The sequence below is a fragment of the Bradyrhizobium sp. GW821-FHT12B03 genome, from assembly GCF_058807535.1.
In genome coordinates, this window is the sequence record NZ_JBXAQU010000002.1 from 419,516 (window position 1) to 433,808 (window position 14,293).

12 protein-coding genes are annotated in these 14,293 nt (G+C 66.9%); 11 read left to right on the top strand and 1 reads right to left on the bottom strand.

All coding sequences use genetic code 11. The annotated features are described in order from the left end of the window. The 10 genes from AC1RUR_RS05990 (at position 1) to AC1RUR_RS06035 (ending at position 11,779) form a co-directional block, all read left to right on the top strand. On the top strand, positions 1 to 1,920 hold the full coding sequence (locus tag AC1RUR_RS05990; protein WP_492842166.1) for a nitric oxide reductase activation protein NorD: 1,920 nt from the start codon (positions 1 to 3) through the stop codon (positions 1,918 to 1,920). A 242-nt stretch (positions 1,921 to 2,162) separates the two neighbouring features. Next, positions 2,163 to 2,828 carry an HAD family hydrolase gene (locus AC1RUR_RS05995; RefSeq protein ID WP_492842167.1) on the top strand — a complete coding sequence of 222 codons (666 nt, stop codon included), beginning with the start codon at positions 2,163 to 2,165 and terminating at the stop codon, positions 2,826 to 2,828. An 8-nt stretch (positions 2,829 to 2,836) separates the two neighbouring features. Continuing rightward, a complete protein-coding gene (locus AC1RUR_RS06000) occupies positions 2,837 to 3,787 on the top strand; it encodes a sugar-binding transcriptional regulator (protein ID WP_492842168.1) in 951 nt (316 codons plus the stop codon). 472 nt (positions 3,788 to 4,259) lie between these two features. Next, positions 4,260 to 5,513 carry an ABC transporter substrate-binding protein gene (locus AC1RUR_RS06005; RefSeq protein ID WP_492842400.1) on the top strand — a complete coding sequence of 418 codons (1,254 nt, stop codon included), beginning with the start codon at positions 4,260 to 4,262 and terminating at the stop codon, positions 5,511 to 5,513. 93 nt (positions 5,514 to 5,606) lie between these two features. After that, positions 5,607 to 6,479: a carbohydrate ABC transporter permease gene (locus AC1RUR_RS06010; protein WP_492842169.1), complete on the top strand. Its 873-nt coding sequence runs from the start codon at positions 5,607 to 5,609 to the stop codon at positions 6,477 to 6,479. Positions 6,480 to 6,483: 4 nt separating this feature from the next. Then, a complete protein-coding gene (locus AC1RUR_RS06015) occupies positions 6,484 to 7,314 on the top strand; it encodes a carbohydrate ABC transporter permease (protein WP_492842170.1) in 831 nt (276 codons plus the stop codon). Positions 7,315 to 7,329: 15 nt separating this feature from the next. Continuing rightward, on the top strand, positions 7,330 to 8,337 hold the full coding sequence (locus tag AC1RUR_RS06020; protein WP_492842171.1) for an ABC transporter ATP-binding protein: 1,008 nt from the start codon (positions 7,330 to 7,332) through the stop codon (positions 8,335 to 8,337). A gap of 42 nt (positions 8,338 to 8,379) precedes the next feature. Then, positions 8,380 to 9,153 carry an SDR family NAD(P)-dependent oxidoreductase gene (locus AC1RUR_RS06025; protein ID WP_492842172.1) on the top strand — a complete coding sequence of 258 codons (774 nt, stop codon included), beginning with the start codon at positions 8,380 to 8,382 and terminating at the stop codon, positions 9,151 to 9,153. Positions 9,154 to 9,191: 38 nt separating this feature from the next. Beyond that, complete coding sequence (locus AC1RUR_RS06030) at positions 9,192 to 10,838, top strand: FGGY-family carbohydrate kinase (RefSeq protein ID WP_492842173.1); 1,647 nt, start codon at positions 9,192 to 9,194, stop codon at positions 10,836 to 10,838. Positions 10,839 to 10,843: 5 nt separating this feature from the next. Then, a complete protein-coding gene (locus tag AC1RUR_RS06035; protein WP_492842174.1) occupies positions 10,844 to 11,779 on the top strand; it encodes a carbohydrate kinase family protein in 936 nt (311 codons plus the stop codon). A 4-nt stretch (positions 11,780 to 11,783) separates the two neighbouring features. Here the strand turns inward: AC1RUR_RS06035 and AC1RUR_RS06040 are convergent, their stop codons facing one another. Further along, positions 11,784 to 12,671, bottom strand: coding sequence for a LysR family transcriptional regulator (locus AC1RUR_RS06040; RefSeq protein ID WP_492842175.1), 888 nt, complete (start codon positions 12,669 to 12,671; stop codon positions 11,784 to 11,786). Between the two features lie 123 nt (positions 12,672 to 12,794). Between AC1RUR_RS06040 and AC1RUR_RS06045 the strand changes: the two genes are divergently transcribed. Then, the gene (locus AC1RUR_RS06045) at positions 12,795 to 14,216 is read left to right on the top strand and encodes an amidase (RefSeq protein ID WP_492842176.1); all 1,422 of its coding nucleotides are present in this window, start codon (positions 12,795 to 12,797) and stop codon (positions 14,214 to 14,216) included. Positions 14,217 to 14,293: the final 77 nt, after the last annotated feature.

Genomic DNA, 14,293 nt, shown 5'->3' on the forward strand with positions numbered 1-14,293 from the left:
ATGCTCGACTTCCTCGAACTGGAGGAAACGGTCGGCCGCGCCTGGCACCGGATGGTCGGCGGCACCGCGAGCTATCCGGTCCACGCCGATCAAGCGGTCTCGCTTGCCGAGGTGAGGGGCCGGATCGCGGTGATGTTCCGCGCGCTCGGCGGCGAGGCCGGCGTGCAGATCGCAAGCGCCGGCGCGCGCAGGTCCGGGCACCGGCTCGGCTGGCGACAACGCATCGGTCTCGGCGACGAACGTCTCGAGCAGCCGGGCCGTGACGCCGCAACCATCTTCCTGCCCGATCGCATCGCGATCTTTCCTGACCGTGACCTGAACGCATCTCTCTATCGCTGGCTCGCGGCATGGTTCGCGGTCGCGCCGGTCGAGACGATCGTGGAGGCCGATCCGCTGAGGCGCGATCTGCTGCTGCTGCGCCGCGCCGCCGAGACGGCGGTCTTCGTGCTCACCCAATTCCCCGGGCTCGTCGCCGATTGCGCACAGCTTGCCGCGGCAACCGCAACGGTGCGGCCGCAGCGCCCTTTGCCACGCATCGAGCAGGAGATCGAACGGATCGTTCTCACCCTGCTCGGGACGGGACCTGCGCCCGCGGGCACGTTGTGGCCGGCGATGATGGGAACCGCGCCGCTGCCGGACAAGGCGCCGCCGGGTTATCGTTCGCTGCTGCCGTGCCCGCTCTGGGGCGATTGCTGGACGCGCGAGCTGTCGCCTGCCCATGCCGGCGAGGACGAGTGCGCGGGCGGTGCGGAGCCCGCGGCCCAGGACAATCGCAAGCGTTTCGCCATCCGCGAGCGCGAGGACGGTGCCAGTCGCCGTGATCCCTTCGTGCTCAACCGCTTCGAAAAGATCCTTGCGATGGCCGAGATGGTCAATGTCGATCGCCCGGCCGACGACAGCGATGACGAAGACGCGCAGAAGGCGGCCGACGATCTCGAGGAGATCGCGCTCAGCCGCCGCAGCGGCAAGCCGGCGAGCCGCTTCAAATTCGATCTCGATTTGCCGCCGGAAGCCCTCGACGCCTCGCGCCTGAATGCGGATCTGACCTATCCGGAATGGGACTATCGCAGCGGCTCCTATCTGCCCGATCATTGCCGCGTGCTCGCCGATGCCGCGTCCGAGCAAGGTGAGAGCTGGACGCCTGACGAGACCATGCGCCGGCACATCCGCCAGGTGCGCCGCCGCTTCGAGATCCTGCGGCCGCGCCACGAATTGCTGCGCGCGCAGGCGGACGGGCATGATCTCGACCTCGATGCGCTGGTGCGCGCACGCTGCGATCTCCGCGCCGGCGGCAATGGCGCGGGTCTCGATCGCGTCCACATGGCCATGCGGCCGCAGGGCCACGATCTCGCCGTCACGCTGCTCGTCGATGTCTCGCTGTCGACCGATGCCTGGGTCGATGGCTATCGGGTGCTCGACGTCGAGAAGGAGGCGCTGCTGGTGCTCGCGCACGGGCTGTCGGCCTGCGGCGATCACCACAGCATCCTGACCTTCACCTCGCGCCGGCGGTCCTGGGTGCGGCTCGAGACGATCAAGGCGTTCGGCGAGCCGATGAGCGGCGCCGTGGAACGCCGGATCGGCGCGCTCAAGCCCGGCTATTACACGCGGATCGGCGCCGCGGTGCGCCACGCCTCGGCGGAACTCGCGCGCCAGCCGCAGCGCAAGAAGCTGCTGCTCGTCCTCACCGACGGCAAGCCGAACGACGTCGATCATTACGAGGGGCGCTTTGCGGTCGAGGACACAAGGAAGTCCGTGCAGGAAGCGCGCCGGCTCGGCATCGCGGTCTTCGGCGTGACGGTCGACGCGACCGCGCAATGCTATTTTCCGACGCTGTTCGGACGCAGCGGCTATGCCATCGTCGGCAACATCAAGCGATTGCCTGCGGCGCTGCCGGCGATCTACCGGCAGGTGGCCCATTGATGGAGCAAAGTCCGGCGACGCTAGCACAACCGCATAAGGGGCCGTCATGCCCGGGCTTGTCCCGGGCATCCACGTTCTTCGGCGCCGTCGAAGAAGGCCGTGGATGGCCGGGACAAGCCCGGCCATGACGATGTGGATGCTTCCATGTTCCACGCTCTCGCAAGAGATGCGGTGACCTTGCCCGAGACACTATGCCTAGTTGAGCTATTGCTCACTTGATGGGTATATGATCGAATAACCGGATGGACCAAGGTCGGCCGGGATATGATCTCATCATCTTCGATTGCGACGGCGTGCTGGTCGATAGCGAGGTGCTGAGCTGTCGCTGCCTGTCCGAGGTGCTGGCCGAGTTCGGCCTCGCGCTCAGCGAAGCGCAGGCGCTCGAACTGTTTCTCGGGCGCAGCACCAAGGCCATCGAGCAGCATTACCACGATCTCGGGCAGGTCGTGCCGGACGGCTTTCTGCCGCGTTTGAAGTCGCGCGTGCTGGAGACGTTCTCGGCCTCGCTTGAACCGATCCCGGGGGTGGGGACGGTGATCTCCGGACTCGCCGTGCCGTTCTGCGTGGCCTCGTCCAGCGACCTTGACCGCGTCTCGCTCTCACTCGACGTCACCGGCCTTCGGGCGCATTTCGGCGCGCGGCTCTACACGGCGCAGATGGTCAGGAACGGCAAGCCGGCGCCGGATCTCTTTCTCCACGCGGCGGCGCAGATGAGCGCGGAGCCCGCGCGCACGCTGGTGATCGAGGACAGCGTCAGCGGCGTGCAGGCAGGCAAGGCGGCAGGCATGACCGTCTGGGGATTTGTCGGCGGCAGCCATTATCGCGCGCGTGACGGGCAGGCTATATTGTCCAGTGCCGGGGCCGACCGGGTCTTCGCGCGCATGACTGACTTCTGGAAGGACGCCTGACGCCCGCCATGGCCGCTGAGAACGACAAATCGAGACTCGACGACGCCGCGCGGGCCGGCTGGCTCTATTTCATTGCCGGCCACACCCAGGACGAGATCGCAAAAATGCTTCAGGTCTCGCGCGCCTCGGCGCAGCGGCTGGTGTCGCTATGCCTCGCCGAACGGCTCATCACCTTCCGGCTCGAGCATCCCATCGCCGCCTGCATGGAATTGGCGGCGCGCCTGAAGGCGCGGTTCGATCTCGTCCATTGTGAGGTGGTGCCGGAAGATCCTGCCGCACCGCAGGCCACCGCAGGCATCGCCGAACGCTGCGCCAACCTGCTCGATGCCACGCTGCGCTCCGAGACGCCCGTCATCGTCGCGCTCGGCACGGGAAGGGCGGTGCGCGCCGCCGTCGAACGCGTCACGCCGATCGACCGGCCCAATCACCAGATCGTCTCGCTGGTCGGCAACATTTCCGCCGACGGTTCGGCGAGCTTCTACGACACCGTCGGCCGGCTCGCCGACCGCACCGGCGCGCGGCACTACCCGATGCCGTTGCCGTTCCTGATGTCCTCGGAGGACGAGCGCAACAAGATGGTGCGGATCGAGCCGATCGCGAAGGTGAAGGCGGTCGCAGCCAAGGCGGATTTGCGCCTCGTCGGCATCGGCCAGATGGACCAGAAGGCGCAGGTGCATGTCGACGGCTTCGTCGCCCGCGACGAATTGTTCGAGATGATGCGGCAGGGCGCCATCGGCGAGATCACCGGCTGGGCCTATGATTCCAGGGGACGCCTGCTCAAGGCCGGCACCAACAAGCGCCTCACCAGCATCCCGCCGGAAGTGCCGGCGAAGACCACGACGATCGGCGCCGCCGTCGGCGCGGCCAAAGTGCCGGCGATCGCGGCGGCGCTGAGCGGAGGCCTGATCAACGGCCTGATCACGGACGAGGCGACGGCACGGGCGATCCTGGAGCGGTAGGGTCGTCTGCGGTAGCGGCGACGGGACTGCGCTCCCTCTCCCGCTTGCGGGAGAGGGCTGGGGAGAGGGTCTCTCCGCTGGCAAGATTCCCCAAGAGGAGAAAGCCCTCACCCGTATCGCATCTGCGATGCGATACGACCTCTCCCGCAGGCGGGAGAGGTGGAGCAAGCCGCGAGTGCTTCCACATCGTCATGGCCGGGCTTGACCCGGCCATCCACGTCTTTCTTGCGGCACGAAGAACGTGGATGCCCGGGACAAGCCCGGGCATGACGACTTCCCTCCGATCCCCTCCCGCACCGCAGCACTCATAAGTTGCGCAAACGCCCGCGCGGCTGCTTGACAAGCGCCATCCCCCATCCGAACATACGCCCAACGCGTGAGCATATGCTCAAAGCGCGAGTTGAGGGAGGTCACCGTGAAATACGTCCTCGGCGCCGTCTGCGGCGCGTCTGTGCTGCTGGCCGTCCCCGCGATGGCCGAAACCACCCTGACGATCGCCACCGTCAACAACGGCGACATGATCCGCATGCAGGGGCTGACCGGCGAGTTCACCAAGAAGAACCCGGACATATCAGTCAAATGGGTGACGCTGGAGGAGAACGTGCTGCGCCAGCGCGTCACCACCGACATCGCCACCAAGGGTGGCCAGTTCGACGTGCTCACCATCGGCACCTATGAGGTGCCGATCTGGGCCAAGAAGGGCTGGCTGGTGCCGCTCGCCAATCTCGGCGCCGACTACGACGTCGCCGACCTCCTGCCCAAGATCAAGGATGCAGTCTCCGTCGACGGCAAGCTCTACGCTGCGCCGTTCTACGGCGAGAGCTCGATGGTGATGTACCGCACCGATCTGTTCGAGAAGGCCGGCCTGAAGATGCCGGAAAAGCCGACCTGGGACTTCGTCGTCGACGCCGCCAAGAAGCTGACCGACAAGAGCGGCGGCGTCTACGGCATCTGCCTGCGCGGCAAGGCCGGCTGGGGCGAGAACATGGCGTTCCTCTCGGCGATGGCCAATTCCTACGGCGCGCGCTGGTTCGACGAGAAGTGGGAGCCGCAGTTCAACACGCCGGAATGGAAGACGACGCTCACGACCTACGTCAATCTGATGAAGGAGGCCGGCCCTCCCGGCGCGAGCTCCAACGGCTTCAACGAGAATCTGGCGCTGTTCAACGCCGGCAAGTGCGCGATGTGGATCGACGCCACGGTGGCGGCGTCCTTCGTCTCCAATCCCAAGGAGTCCAAGGTCGCCGACAAGGTCGGCTTCGCGCTCGCGCCCAACACCGGCCTCGGCAAGAACGCCAACTGGCTGTGGGCCTGGAGTCTCGCAATCCCCGCCGGCTCGAAGAAGTCGGAAGCTGCCGAGAAGTTCATCGCCTGGGCGACGAGCAAGGACTACACCAAGCTCGTGGCGTCCAAGGACGGCTGGGCCAACGTGCCGCCGGGCACGCGCACCTCGCTGTACGAGAACCCTGAATATCTGAAGGTCGCGCCCTTCGCCAAATTGACGCTGGCCTCGATCGATGCCGCCGATCCGAACAAGCCGACGGTGAAGCCGGTTCCTTACGTCGGCGTGCAATATGCCGCGATCCCCGAATTCCAGGGTATCGGCACCCAGGTGGGCCAGCAATTCTCCGCCGCGCTGTCGGGCTCCATGACGGTCGATGCCGCGCTCACCGCGGCGCAATCGGTGACCGAGCGCGAGATGAAGCGCGCCGGCTACATCAAGTGAACCCGAGCTCTCCCTCCTGAGCTCCAACTGGCGGCCATCCACCGGCCCGAGCCGGACGGATGGCCGCCGTCTTCCCCAGAGGAGACGTCAGGGATGGCAACCCGGCAGACGCAATTTCTGGCGCGCGCGCTCCTGACGCCTGCGGTCGGCCTGCTCTTCATCTGGATGATCGTCCCGCTGGCGCTGACGCTGTACTTCTCGACGCTGCATTACAGCCTGCTCGATCCCGGCTCGGAAGAGTTCGTTGGTCTCGAGAATTTCCGCTACTTCCTCACCGATCCCGCTTTCCTCGCCTCGCTCCAGAATACGCTGGTGCTGGTCGGCTCGGTGCTGGCGCTGACCATCCTGCTCGGCATTCCCCTGGCGCTGCTGATGGACCAGCCGGTGATCGGGCGCAACATCGTGCGGCTGATGGTGATCGCGCCGTTCTTCGTGATGCCGACGGTGAGCGCGCTGGTCTGGAAGAACCTGTTGATGCACCCGGTCTCCGGGCTGTTCGCCTGGCTCGCCAAGCTGTTCGGGCTGACCCCGATCGACTGGTTCACCGACGTGCCGCTGCTCGCGGTGATCCTGATCGTGGCCTGGCAATGGCTGCCGTTCGCGACGCTGATCCTGCTGACCGCATTGCAATCGCTCGACGAGGAGCAGAAGGAGGCCGCCGAGATGGATGGCGCGAGCGCCGTCTCGGCCTTCATCTACATCACGCTGCCGCATCTGGCGCGTCCCATCACCGTGGTGATCCTGATCGAGACCATCTTCCTGCTCACCGTGTTCGCCGAGATCTTCGTCACCACCGGCGGCGGCCCGGGACTGCAGACCACCAACATCGCCTTCCTGATCTATTCGCAGGCGCTGATCCAGTTCGACGTCGGCAGCGCCTCCGCGGGCGGCCTCGTCGCGGTGGTGATCGCCAATGTCGTCGCCTTCTTCCTCGTCCGCATCGTCGGCCGCAACCTGGAGGCCTGACATCATGGCGCGCAAGTCAACGACGCAGCGGGTGGTGGTCTCGACGATCGGCGCCTGGTTCTTCGGCTTCCTGATCTTCTTCCCGATCCTGTGGATGGTGCTGGCAAGCTTCAAGACCGAGCTGGAGGCCTTCGCGATCCCGCCGTCCTTCCTGTTCTTCCACTGGACGACGGAGAACTACGCGACGGTGCAGGAGCGCAGCGATTATTTCCTTCACGCCATGAACTCGGTCATCATTGCCGGCGGCTCGACGCTGATTGCGCTGCTGATCGCGATTCCCGCGGCCTGGTCGATGGCGTTCTCGCCGACCAAGCGCACCAAGGACATCCTGCTCTGGATGCTCTCGACCAAGATGATGCCGCCGGTCGGCGTGCTGGTTCCGATCTACCTGATCTACAAGTCTTTCGGCCTGCTCGATTCCCGCATCGGCCTCGTCTTCATCCTCTGCCTCGGCAATTTGCCGATCGTGATCTGGATGCTGTTCACCTATTTCAAGGAGATCCCGCGCGACATCCTGGAAGCCGCGCGCATGGACGGGGCCACCATCGGCCGCGAGCTCATCTATGTGCTGACGCCGATGGCGATCCCGGGCCTGGCCTCGACCATGCTGCTCAACCTGATCCTGGCCTGGAACGAGGCGTTCTGGACGCTCAATTTGTCGACCTCGAACGCTGCGCCGCTCACCACGTTCATAGCCTCCTATTCGAGCCCGGAAGGGCTGTTCTGGGCAAAACTGTCGGCGGCGTCCACGCTGGCGATCGCGCCCATTCTCGTCCTCGGTTGGTTCAGCCAGAAGCAGCTCGTGCGCGGGCTCACCTTCGGCGCGGTGAAGTAGAAGGGCTGCCGGATCATGGGTCAGATTACACTTCAGGACGTGCAGAAATCCTTCGGTCCCGTGCACATCATCAAGGGCGCCGACCTCGACATCGCCGACGGCTCCTTCGTGGTGTTCGTCGGCCCCTCCGGCTGCGGCAAGACCACGCTGTTGCGGCTGATCGCGGGCCTTGAGGACGTCAGCGGCGGCAAAATCCTCATCGACGGCAAGAACGTCGTCGACACGCCGCCCGCCAAGCGCGGGCTGTCGATGGTGTTCCAGTCCTACGCGCTCTATCCGCATATGAGCGTGCGCGGCAATATCGGCTTCGGCCTGAAGATGGCGGGACTGCCGAAGGACGAGATCAACCGCAAGGTCGAGGCGGCCGCCGCGACGCTGAACCTCACGCCCTATCTCGACCGCAAGCCGCGCGAGCTGTCCGGCGGCCAGCGCCAGCGCGTCGCGATCGGCCGTGCCATCGTGCGCGAGCCCAAGGCCTTCCTGTTCGACGAGCCGTTGTCGAACCTCGACGCCGCGCTGCGGGTGCAGATGCGCATCGAGGTGACGCGGCTGCAGAAGCAGCTCGGCACCACCGCGATCTACGTCACCCATGACCAGGTCGAGGCCATGACCATGGCCGACAAGATCGTGGTGCTCAACGCCGGCAAGATCGAGCAATATGGCTCGCCGCTGGAGCTCTACGAGAAGCCCGCCAATCTCTTCGTCGCCGGCTTCATCGGCTCGCCCAAGATGAATTTGGTCACCGGCGACAGCGCCGCGCAGCAGGGCGCGGCCACCATCGGCGTGCGGCCGGAGCATCTGAAGATCGAGCGCGCCGGCGCCGGCGGCTGGCAGGGGACGATCGCGGTCGCCGAGCATCTCGGCAGCGACACGTTCCTTTACGTCGATGCCGGCCCGCTCGGCATGCTGACGGCGCGCTACATCGGCGAATTGAGCCTGCATGCCGGCGACCGCGTGTCGCTGCTGCCGGACCCCGCGCGCATCCACTGCTTCGACGCGAGCGGCAACGCGCTTCGCGGCTGACGAGAAACGGCAAAGAAAACGGCAAGAGACGGAAAGGCCAACATGTACCTGGAAAAATTCAAGCTGAACGGCAAGACCGCGTTCATCACCGGCGGCGGGCAGGGCATTGGCCTTGCCTGTGCCGAGGCGCTGGCCGAGGCCGGCGCCAGGGTCGTGATCGGCGACCGTGACGGCAAGGTCGCCGACAGCGCGAAAGCCGAGCTGAAAGCGAAGGGCTACGACGTCGAGACCGCGATCATGGACGTCACCGACACCAAGCGGGTGGCGGAAGTGGCGAGCGACATCGTCGCCCGCCACGGCAAGGTCGACATCCTCGTCAACAATGCCGGCATCGCCCGCAGCGAGACGCCAGCGGAGACCGTGACCGACGAGCACTGGCTCAACGTCATCGACGTCAATCTCAACGGCACCTTCTGGTGCTGCCGCGAATTCGGCAAGCACATGCTGAAGGCGAAGAGCGGCACCATCGTCAATGTCGGCTCGATGTCCGGCTTCATCGTCAACAAGCCGCAGGAGCAGTCCTTCTACAACGCGTCGAAGGCCGGGGTGCACCACCTGACCAAGTCGCTCGCCGCCGAATGGGGCGCGCGCGGCATCCGCGTCAACGCGGTGGCGCCGACCTATATCGAGACGCCGCTCAACGCCTTCGTGAAGAGCAATCCAAAAATGTACGACGCCTGGATCGGCGGAACCCCGATGGCGCGGATGGGGCAGGTCGAGGAGATCGCCTCCGTCGTGCTGTTCCTTTCTTCGGAGGCCGCGAGCCTGATGACCGGCAGCATCGTGCTGGTGGATGGCGGCTACACATGCTGGTAGGCTACCGTCAAAACTGACGAGAGCGACCGGGAGCGACAATGCCGCGAGCGTATATCGGCGTCGACGTGGGGACCACGAGCACGCGGGCAGGGGTGTTTGACGAGGCCGGCACGCTGCTGGCCACGGCCAAACATCCGATCAGGATCTGGCACGAGGCCGGCGACATCGTCGAGCAGTCGTCACAAGACATCTGGGACGCCTGCGTGAAATCCGTGCGGGCGGCGATGGCGGAAGCTGCCATCGCACCCGATGGCGTCGGCGGCATCGGTTTTGACGCCACTTGTTCCCTGGTGGTGCTCGACCGGCAGGGCGAGCCGCTCACCGTCAGTGCCTCGGGCGAGGCGCAGCGCAACGTCATCGTCTGGATGGACCATCGCGCCACGGCGGAGGCGCGGCTGATCAACGAGACCGAGGACGCGGTGCTGCGCTATGTCGGCGGCTCGATCTCGCCCGAGATGGAGATGCCGAAACTGCTCTGGCTGAAGCGGCATCTGCGCGCAAGCTTCGATGCTGCGGGTCATTTCTTCGATCTGGCAGACTACCTGACCTGGCGTGCGACCGGCTCGCTGCAGCGCTCGACCTGCACCGTCACCTGCAAGTGGAACTATCTCGCCCATGACGGCGGCGGCTGGAGCGCGCCATTCTTCAAGCGCATCGGCCTGTCCGATTTCGTTGCCGAGAAATACGCGCGCATCGGCACCGAGATCGTCGCCCCCGGCACCCGGCTCGGCGCGGGTCTCACCCGCGCGGCCGCGGCGGAGCTCGGCCTGTCGGCCGGCACGCCGGTCGGTGCGGCGCTGATCGACGCCCATGCCGGCGGCATCGGCGCGATCGGCGGCCGCGACGGCGCAGGCGGGACGAGCGATGTCGGCGACCGCCTCGCCTACATCATGGGAACGTCGGCCTGCATCATGGCGACGACCAGGGAGCCCTGCTTCGTGCCGGGCGTGTGGGGTCCCTATTATTCCGGGATGGTGCCGGACGTCTGGCTCAACGAGGGCGGCCAGTCGGCCGCGGGGGCTGCGATCGATCATCTCCTCAAATCGCATCCGGGCTTTGCCGAGGCGATCGCGGCGGCGCGGAGTGAAGGCCTCGACCTCATCGACTTCCTCGAGCGCCGCATCATCGCGCGCGCCGGCGATGCCAGCCGCGCCGCGCGGCTCGCCCGCGATGTGCATGTGCTTCCCGAATTCATCGGCAATCGCTCGCCCTATGCTGACCCTGACACCCGCGCGGTGATCGCCGGCCTCGATCTCGACACCGATATCGCTTCGATGGAACGGCTGTTCGTCGCCGGTCTCTGCGGTCTTGCCTATGGGCTGGCCGAGGTGATTGAGGCCTTTGCCGCGCATGGCGTGCGTTCCAGCATCATGATCATGGGCGGGGGCGCCAGCCGCAGTCCGCTGGTGCGGCAGATCATGGCCGACACCACCGGCCTCACCGTCGCGCTTCCGCAGACGAAGGAGCCGGTGCTGCTGGGTGCCGCGATGCTGGGGGCGGTCGCCGGCGGCGCCTATGCCTCGATCGGCGAGACCATGGCAAAGATGTCGGCGCTGGGACGCAAGAGCGAGCCGACCGCGCCCGACATGGCCGCGTTTCATTCCCGCAAGCGCGAGGTGTACAAGCTGCTGCGCGAGGTCGATCGCGGCAGCCGTGCCGCGATGGCCGACGTTCCCAAGGATTAAGACGAATGCTGATTTCCTGCGGCGATGCGCTGATCGATTTCGTGCCGACGCGAAACGCGGAAGGTCGCGAGGCCGTGATGCCCGCGGTCGGCGGCTCCTGTCTCAACGTCGCGATCGGCATGGCGCGGCTGGGCGCGCCGACCGGCTTTGTCGGCGGCATCTCGACCGATATGTTCGGGCGCATGATGGCCGATCACGCGACCGCGTCCAACGTCGAGCTCGGCCTTGCCACCCGCAGCGACCACCAGACCACGCTCGCCTTCGTGCGTATCGTCGCGGGCGAGTCGCATTACGCCTTCTATGATGCCGAAACCGCGACGCGGAACTGGACCTACCGGCGCGGCTCCATTCCCTTCGAGACGGTCGAAGTTCTCCATGTCGGCTCGACCACGCTGGTCAACGACCACGGCGCCGCCGAGACCAAAGCCCTGATCGCGGACGCGCGCGCATTGTCCACGATCTCGTTCGATCCGAACTGCCGCCCCAACCTCGTCAAGGACAAGCCGGCCTATCTCGCGCGCATGGCCGAGTTCGCGGGGACCGCCGATCTCATCAAGATGTCGGACGTCGACTTCGCCTACCTCTTCGGCGAGGAGCCCTATCAACAGCGCGCGAACGCGTTGCTGGGGCAGGGCACGAGCCTCGTCGTCATCACCCGCGGCGATAATGGCGCGATCGCCTGGCACGCGGGGGCAGGGCAGGTCGAGGCCGCCGCGCCCAGGGTCGCGGTCGCCGACACCATCGGCGCCGGCGACAGCTTTCAGGCGGCGCTGCTGTTCGCTCTGCACAAGCAGGGGCGTCTGGCGCGGCAGCCGCTGAAGGATATCGGTGCCGACGAGCTCCGCCGCGCACTGTCCTTTGCCGCCAACTGCGCCGGCCTGACCTGCACCCGCCCGGGCGCCGATCCGCCCTGGAGCCACGAGATCACCTGGCCCTTGTAGCCCGTCACAGCGGCGCGACGACCTTCTCGGCGCATTTGAGGAAGGTGCGGATCAGCGGGCTGTGCGAGTCCCGGCGCCAGCAGACCGCGACGTCGAAGGAGTCGGTGGCGTCCCGCAGCGGCCGGAACACGACGCCGCGCGGCGCGCCGAGCTGCGCGCAGGCGGGCAGGATCGCAAGACCTTCACCGGCGAGAACCAGGCTCATCGCCGAATGCACCGTCTCCACCCGGCCGGCGATCGGCATCACGATCTGATGCCGCCGCAGCAGGGCCGCGACCACGGAGGAGGAGGGGTCCCGGTCCGGAGGCGGCAGCGCGATCAGCGGACGGCCTTGCAATCGTGCCATCGGCACCGCGCTCAGGCGCGCAAGCGGCGAACGGTTGGGCATCGCCAGCATGAATGGTTGCGTGCCGATCCGGGCCACCTGGATTTCGGGATGGTGGATCGCCGGCATGCACAGCGCGACGGTGACGCTGCGGTCGAGCAGCCGCGCCTCACGCGTCGAGGCACTGAGCTCGGCGAAGTCGAGGTCGACGCCGGGAATCGATCGGCGCAGCTCGGGGATGAGACGCGGCAGCATCGCGTTCGCCAGCACGAACATGTAGCCGACGGACAGCCGACCACGGCTGCCGGCCGCGACCGCGCGCGCGGCTTCGACGCCGTCGGCTGCCAGCGCCAGCGCCTCGCCGGCGCGCGCCAGCAGCGCCTGGCCCGCCTCGGTCAGGTCCATGCCGCGCGTGCCGCGGCGGAACAGCGGCGTGCCGACCTCGGCCTCCAGCTTGCGGATCTGCACCGAGAGCGGCGGCTGGGCCATGCGCAGCCGCTCGGCGGCCTTGCCGACGCTGCGCGCCTCGGCCACGGCGACGAAATAGCGGAGCCGGCGAAGATCCATTGGCATACCGAAAACGTATGGGTTGCTGTCCAAAATCGTATTGGACGGCGAGTTAACAAAACTGTCATTCTCGCTGTCAATGGCCGGCCAACGGGGGCCGGCTTCGGAGCGCGTGATGTGACGATGAACGGCGATCCCTGCCTGCTGTCCGCAACCGAGCTGCGCGGCCTCATCGCCGCCAGGACGATTTCCCCCGTCGAGCTCACCCGCGCCGTGCTCGCCCGCGCCGAGGCGCTCCAGCCCGAACTGAACTGCTTCATCACGATCTGCGGCGACGAGGCGATGGCGGCCGCGCGCGAAGCCGAGCGCAAGGTCATGGCCGGCGAGCCGCTCGGCCTGCTGCACGGCATCCCCGTCACCGTCAAGGACATCGTCAACACCAGGGGCGTCAAGACCACCTTCGGCGCCGTTCCCTACAAGGACAATTTGCCGAACGAGGATGCCGTCGCGGTCGCGCGGCTGCGCAGCGCGGGCGCGATCTTGATCGGCAAGACCACGACGCCGGAATTCGGCAGCAAGTGCCTGACGGATTCGCCGCTATTCGGCCGCACGCGCAATGCGTGGGACGCCTGCCGCTCCTCCGGCGGCTCCAGCGGCGGCGCGGCGGTGGCCGTGGCCAGCGGCATCGCGCCGCTCGCGATCGCGACCGACGGCGGCGGCTCGACGCGGATTCCGGCCGCCTGCAACGGCGTGGTGGGCCTGAAGCAGAGCAACGGCGTCATCCCGCACAGCCAGGCGCTGGATGTGTTCGGCAACCAGACCTATGTCACGCCGACCACCCGCACCGTCGCCGACACCGCGCTGATGATGCAGGCGATGGCGGGCGAGGACGCCTGCGATCCCTGGTCGATCGGCGTTCCCGCTCCCGATTTCGTCGGTACCGCCGCCCCGCGCGGCGATCTGCGCGGGCAGAGGGTCCTGTACTGCCTGACGCCGCCGGGCCGTCCGGTGTCCGCCGAGGTCGCGGCCAGCTTCAGGGCCAGCCTCGACCGGCTGGCCGGGCTCGGCGCCGAGCTCGAGGAATTCTCCGGCGAGGGTTTCGACATCGAGCCGATCTGGCGCGCCATCAACCACACCCTCTGGCGCACGCGCTTTGCCAGGCTCGCGGCCGAGCACAAGGACGAGCTGAGCGAGGCCTTCCTCAAGCAGCTCGCGCTCGCCACCGAGGTCAGCGGCGTCGACTACCAGGAGGCGATGTTCGCGCGCACCGCGCTGTTCCGCCGTGTGCAATCCCTGCTTGCGCGCGGCCATTTCCTGGCGATGCCGACCCTCACGCGCACCGCTCTGCCGATCAAGCAGGACCTGTTCGGCACCATCGAGATCGACGGGGCGCATTTCGACAGCGTCCGGCCGAACTGGTTCCCCTGGACCATGCCGTTCAACATGACCGGGCATCCCGCCGTCAGCCTGCCCTCGGGTTTTGGCCGCGACGGCCTGCCGATCGGGCTTCAGCTCGTCGGCCGTTTCCGGGCTGATGCCGAACTGCTGCGCGCGAGCGCGCTGTTCGAGGCGTCAAGCGACCTTCTGTCGCGCTGGCCGGAATGACGACATGCGCATGCAGCAAAGGACTTGCGCGCAAAGGACTTGCGTCCGCCGTCCGGACATGTTGATCGTGCCGCGGA

Excerpts from the sequence above, each read along its gene's own strand:
- AC1RUR_RS06025 (WP_492842172.1), top strand. The coding sequence starts at position 8,380 with ATGTACCTGGAAAAATTCAAGCTGAACGGCAAGACCGCGTTCATCACC.
- AC1RUR_RS06040 (WP_492842175.1), bottom strand. The coding sequence starts at position 12,671 with ATGGATCTTCGCCGGCTCCGCTATTTCGTCGCCGTGGCCGAGGCGCGC.
- AC1RUR_RS05990 (WP_492842166.1), top strand. The coding sequence starts at position 1 with ATGCTCGACTTCCTCGAACTGGAGGAAACGGTCGGCCGCGCCTGGCAC.
- AC1RUR_RS06015 (WP_492842170.1), top strand. The coding sequence starts at position 6,484 with ATGGCGCGCAAGTCAACGACGCAGCGGGTGGTGGTCTCGACGATCGGC.
- AC1RUR_RS06030 (WP_492842173.1), top strand. The coding sequence starts at position 9,192 with ATGCCGCGAGCGTATATCGGCGTCGACGTGGGGACCACGAGCACGCGG.
- AC1RUR_RS05995 (WP_492842167.1), top strand. The coding sequence starts at position 2,163 with ATGGACCAAGGTCGGCCGGGATATGATCTCATCATCTTCGATTGCGAC.
- AC1RUR_RS06045 (WP_492842176.1), top strand. The coding sequence starts at position 12,795 with ATGAACGGCGATCCCTGCCTGCTGTCCGCAACCGAGCTGCGCGGCCTC.
- AC1RUR_RS06035 (WP_492842174.1), top strand. The coding sequence starts at position 10,844 with ATGCTGATTTCCTGCGGCGATGCGCTGATCGATTTCGTGCCGACGCGA.
- AC1RUR_RS06000 (WP_492842168.1), top strand. The coding sequence starts at position 2,837 with ATGGCCGCTGAGAACGACAAATCGAGACTCGACGACGCCGCGCGGGCC.
- AC1RUR_RS06010 (WP_492842169.1), top strand. The coding sequence starts at position 5,607 with ATGGCAACCCGGCAGACGCAATTTCTGGCGCGCGCGCTCCTGACGCCT.
- AC1RUR_RS06020 (WP_492842171.1), top strand. The coding sequence starts at position 7,330 with ATGGGTCAGATTACACTTCAGGACGTGCAGAAATCCTTCGGTCCCGTG.
- AC1RUR_RS06005 (WP_492842400.1), top strand. The coding sequence starts at position 4,260 with ATGGCCGAAACCACCCTGACGATCGCCACCGTCAACAACGGCGACATG.